This is a genomic window from Pseudotabrizicola sp. (assembly GCF_030684215.1).
Taxonomy (GTDB): Bacteria; Pseudomonadota; Alphaproteobacteria; order Rhodobacterales; family Rhodobacteraceae; genus Pseudotabrizicola.
In genome coordinates, this window is record NZ_JAUXOV010000079.1 from 1 (window position 1) to 3,692 (window position 3,692).

Consider the following 3,692-nt stretch of genomic DNA (forward strand, 5'->3'; position numbering starts at 1 on the left):
TTCGCGACAGAGAGGACAGCATGGAACGGAGAAAATACGCCCCCAGAGTCTGACGGCCCTTATGGTCAGCAAGGACCTTGCCGCTAATGAGACCAAGGCGCGTGCCTAACCCCATCAAGGCCACGGCCCGCGAGCCGATCAACAGGCCGGATACATATGAGCGATTTCCGAAGTCGTGCCAAATTCTCAATTGCGAACAGCAGCCGACACATACAAAAGGGCCGAGCACGTCGATCTGGCCCCGTGCAGTGCCGAACTGACCTCATGGTTCAGGCTGACAGGCCGCCTCGAGCCCAAACCTGTCGTTTGTCACTGGAAAGAGTTGCTCGGTTGCAAGCTATAAATCACACGCTCGTTCGGCACACAGTCCATCGTATCTCTCATTCCAGCAAACCGCGGATCGCTGTTTCAGACTGGGGGCGTCCAAAGAGACGAAAACGCGATAGATGAGGCAAGGCAATGATGGGGACGCCCATCTTGGTGCGGTAACGGTGAATGGCGATGTTCCCCCATCCTGCGGAGGCTGATGCCTCATGGCGTGCATGCAACCAACCCACAACTGCCTGCGATGCCTCTGTTGAGCAGCAAACGATCAGCTCGAGGCCTGGCCGTTGCAATGGCTGCACCCAGAACTGGCGTCCCAGCTCGAGCGCATGGTCACGTTTTTCTTTGGTCAGATCTTTCCAACTCGGCGTGCGGAATGGACATACGACACCCGTCAGGACCTCATCCGGCTGCGCCCCGAAAAATGAGAACGCCCGCAACGCCTGATCCGTTATTGGTGACCGCGTTGTGTGCCGCTCCACGGAGTAAGAGTTGCCTCTTTCATCGGATACGTCGCGCAGAGCGCTGCTCGATGGCGCCCGTCCGGGATTGAGAGAAAGAAAAGCGATGCGCCCGGTCTGCAGGGTTGCCCACGGCCCATAGACGAAACGAAAACCGTCACGCAGTGAAAGTGTCGCTTCCATCGCGACGAGACGCTGATGCCAATGCTCACGGTTCACTTTGCACCTCCCAGAAGGTCATTGGCAGCAGATTGGGCACGAAGCGCAGCGTCCATTTCAAGGCAGCGATCAAGCCAATCCTTGTCGAACTGACCCAAAGCAGGCTGATACTGGGCGAGCCATCGGCTGAAGCCGTCATCCAAGCGCCCATCGCGGAGCGCTATCTCGACGCTGCGCGCAATGCTTTCGGCCCGGACCCAGCCGATTCCGCCGAGAGATAATGGTTCCAACCTGTCCACGGCATTGATCAGCGGACCATCCTCCACGAAAAAATCCAAGGGGGTCATCAACCAAGCACGCACGCTGGATGCACTGACTGGTTCGACACGAAGCAAAGGCACCGTTTCGGAAGGCGGATCTTCATCAAGCCCCGCCCTTCGTGACCGATAAACCGGCTCCGCATCACAGGAAACTTCCCAAATATCCCCAGAGAGATCTATTTTCGGGGCGTGAGGGTAGCTTGTCGCAATCTGCTGCACGTCATCCTGCATGTCCGGCAACGTCAACAGGTGACCGTCGATTTCCAAATCGACGCTGCTGGTCCTAACGAGATATGCGCCAACACTTAAGGGGCCGGTTGGCCCGATCGCCAGATGCAGGTCCCAGTAAGCCATCGCCTGACCGGGTCGCTCCTCTGTTTCGCCAGCTTGGTTGGTCAGTCTGAAGGGGCCGGACAGCCAACCAAAGGGCAATCGTGCAACCGCAACCGTCGGAAGTGGTGGCGCCGCGGTCTCAAGCCAAAGCTGACGATCCGTCGGTTCCGTGGCCCTGAAGCTGCCCGTAGCCCCCTCGGTGCCAAGATCTACAGCAAGCTCTGGGGGCAGCTTGGCATTCCACCCAGCCTGTAGTCTTTCGGCCCTCTGAAAATGACGAGCTAGGTCGAGGTTCCGTGCAGCGACTGCAGCATGATCATTGATGAGGGCCGAAAGACGCTGCTCCGGCAGAGGCATGCCATCGTCTGGCTGTATGTTGCCCGGCACCGTAAGATCAAGGGCGATCAGCAATGCGCCCTGACTGTCGATCGGATCACGACTGGCCATCAGCGCGAGATGCTCGATGAGTTGGAGATAGACGGCCGTCCAGCGCAGTGGCTCGGGGCGGTCTGAGCTACCCCCTGAAAGTCGGACAGTGACGGAAGCTACGATCTGAGGTCTGCTGATCCCCAAGACGAGGAGATCAGAACATGTCGAAACGCAGGAACCATGACGCGGCATTCAAGGCGCGGGTGGCGTTGGAGGCGCTGAAGGGCGAGCGCACGGTGTCGGAATTGGCGGCCGCCTATGAGGTTCATCCGACGATGATCCATCAGTGGAAGAAGGCGCTGCTGGAAGGCGCCGCGGGCATTTTTGAGCGTGGCGGTCAGGCGGCGGCCACCGCCGAGATTGCCGAGGAAACGGTCCGTGATCTGCATGCGAAGATCGGAGAACTGGCCGTCGCCAACGATTTTTTGTCACGAAAGCTCAAGCCCTGGACCGGGAAGTGAGGCGCGGGATGATAGAGCGTAACCACCCCCAGCTGTCGGTCGGAGCGCAGTGCCGCCTGCTGTCGATCTCGCGGTCGTCGTTTTACTATGCTCCACAGGGCGAGACGGCGATGAACCTCGACCTGATGTTGCTGGTCGACAAGCAGTTTTTGGACACGCCGTTCTACGGTGTCCGGCAGATGACATGGCACCTGCAGAACGAGGGCCATGCCGTGAACGAAAAGCGCATCCGGCGGCTGATGCGCCTCATGCAATTGATGCCGATCTACCAAAAACCCAATACCAGCAAGCCCGCCAAGGGCCACAAGACCTACCCCTACCTGCTGGGCGGCCTGCGGATCGACCGGCCAAATCAGGTCTGGTGTGCCGACATCACTTACCTGCCCATGCGAAAGGGCTTTCTTTATCTGGTGGCCATCATGGACTGGTTCACCCGCAAGGTTCTGGCCTGGCGGATATCGAACACGCTGGAGGCCGAGTTCTGCCTTGAGGCACTGAACGAGGCCATCCACAAGTTCGGCGCGCCTGACATCATGAACACCGACCAGGGCAGTCAGTTCACATCCTTCGACTGGACCGACCGGCTGAAACGGGCCAAGACTAAGATCTCCATGGACGGCAAAGCCCGCTACTTGGACAACATCTTCATTGAGCGCCTGTGGCGATCCCTGAAATACGAATGCGTCTATCTGCACGCCTGGGAAACCGGGTCCCAAGCCAAGGCGGGTGTCGGACGCTGGATCACATTCTACAACCACCAGCGGCCCCACGCCGCCCATGGCGGACAACCACCCGCCGTGGTCTACTTCAACGCAACCCAAACCGATCAGCAGGTGCAGGCAGTAGCTTAAATCAGCCGGAAATCTGTCCAAGAGTTGGGGGGTAGCTCACCTGATCGTACGCCGAGAGTGATGCTGTTAAGTGACGCCTGAACAACTTCCGGCTCTGGCCAGGCGCGAAAGCTCCAATCAGGCTTCCGGAAAAGGCGGAAACACAGACGTCGTCCGATCGCGCGCAGACCGAACGGACCCAAGGGATGCCCTTCGATTGACGAAAGCGCCAGGACGCCTCAGTTGTCGAGGGAAGTGAAAATCTGGATCAACTGCAGGATCTTGTAGCTTTCAGCTTCGATCACCACGATCCGGTCGTCAACGATCGCATAGCGCTGTCCATAGGGCAGCGGTGGCAGGTCATAACGCAGGAAA

Annotated in this window: 3 protein-coding genes; 1 reads left to right on the forward strand and 2 read right to left on the reverse strand. The window is 58.7% G+C overall.

Annotated features, from left to right (window positions below; translation table 11 throughout):
- Positions 1-380 precede the first annotated feature (380 nt).
- The gene (locus Q8K08_RS21660; RefSeq protein ID WP_305251679.1) at positions 381-1,004 is read right to left on the reverse strand and encodes a hypothetical protein; all 624 of its coding nucleotides are present in this window, start codon (positions 1,002-1,004) and stop codon (positions 381-383) included.
- Entirely contained in the window at positions 1,001-2,044 is a 1,044-nt protein-coding gene (locus Q8K08_RS21665; protein WP_305251680.1) for a hypothetical protein, read from the reverse strand. The genes Q8K08_RS21660 and Q8K08_RS21665 overlap by 4 nt, the downstream gene beginning before the upstream one ends.
- A gap of 143 nt (positions 2,045-2,187) precedes the next feature.
- Between Q8K08_RS21665 and Q8K08_RS21670 the strand changes: the two genes are divergently transcribed.
- Positions 2,188-3,338 (forward strand): IS3 family transposase gene (locus Q8K08_RS21670; protein ID WP_370870577.1). Its coding sequence is split into 2 segments (ribosomal slippage): positions 2,188-2,479 and positions 2,479-3,338, totalling 1,152 coding nucleotides; the frame shifts between segments, so codons are not numbered across the junction.
- The last annotated feature ends 354 nt before the right edge of the window (positions 3,339-3,692 follow it).

Coding starts and splice junctions, on each gene's coding strand:
- Q8K08_RS21665 (WP_305251680.1), bottom strand. CDS start 2,044: ATGGCCAGTCGTGATCCGATCGACAGTCAGGGCGCATTGCTGATCGCC.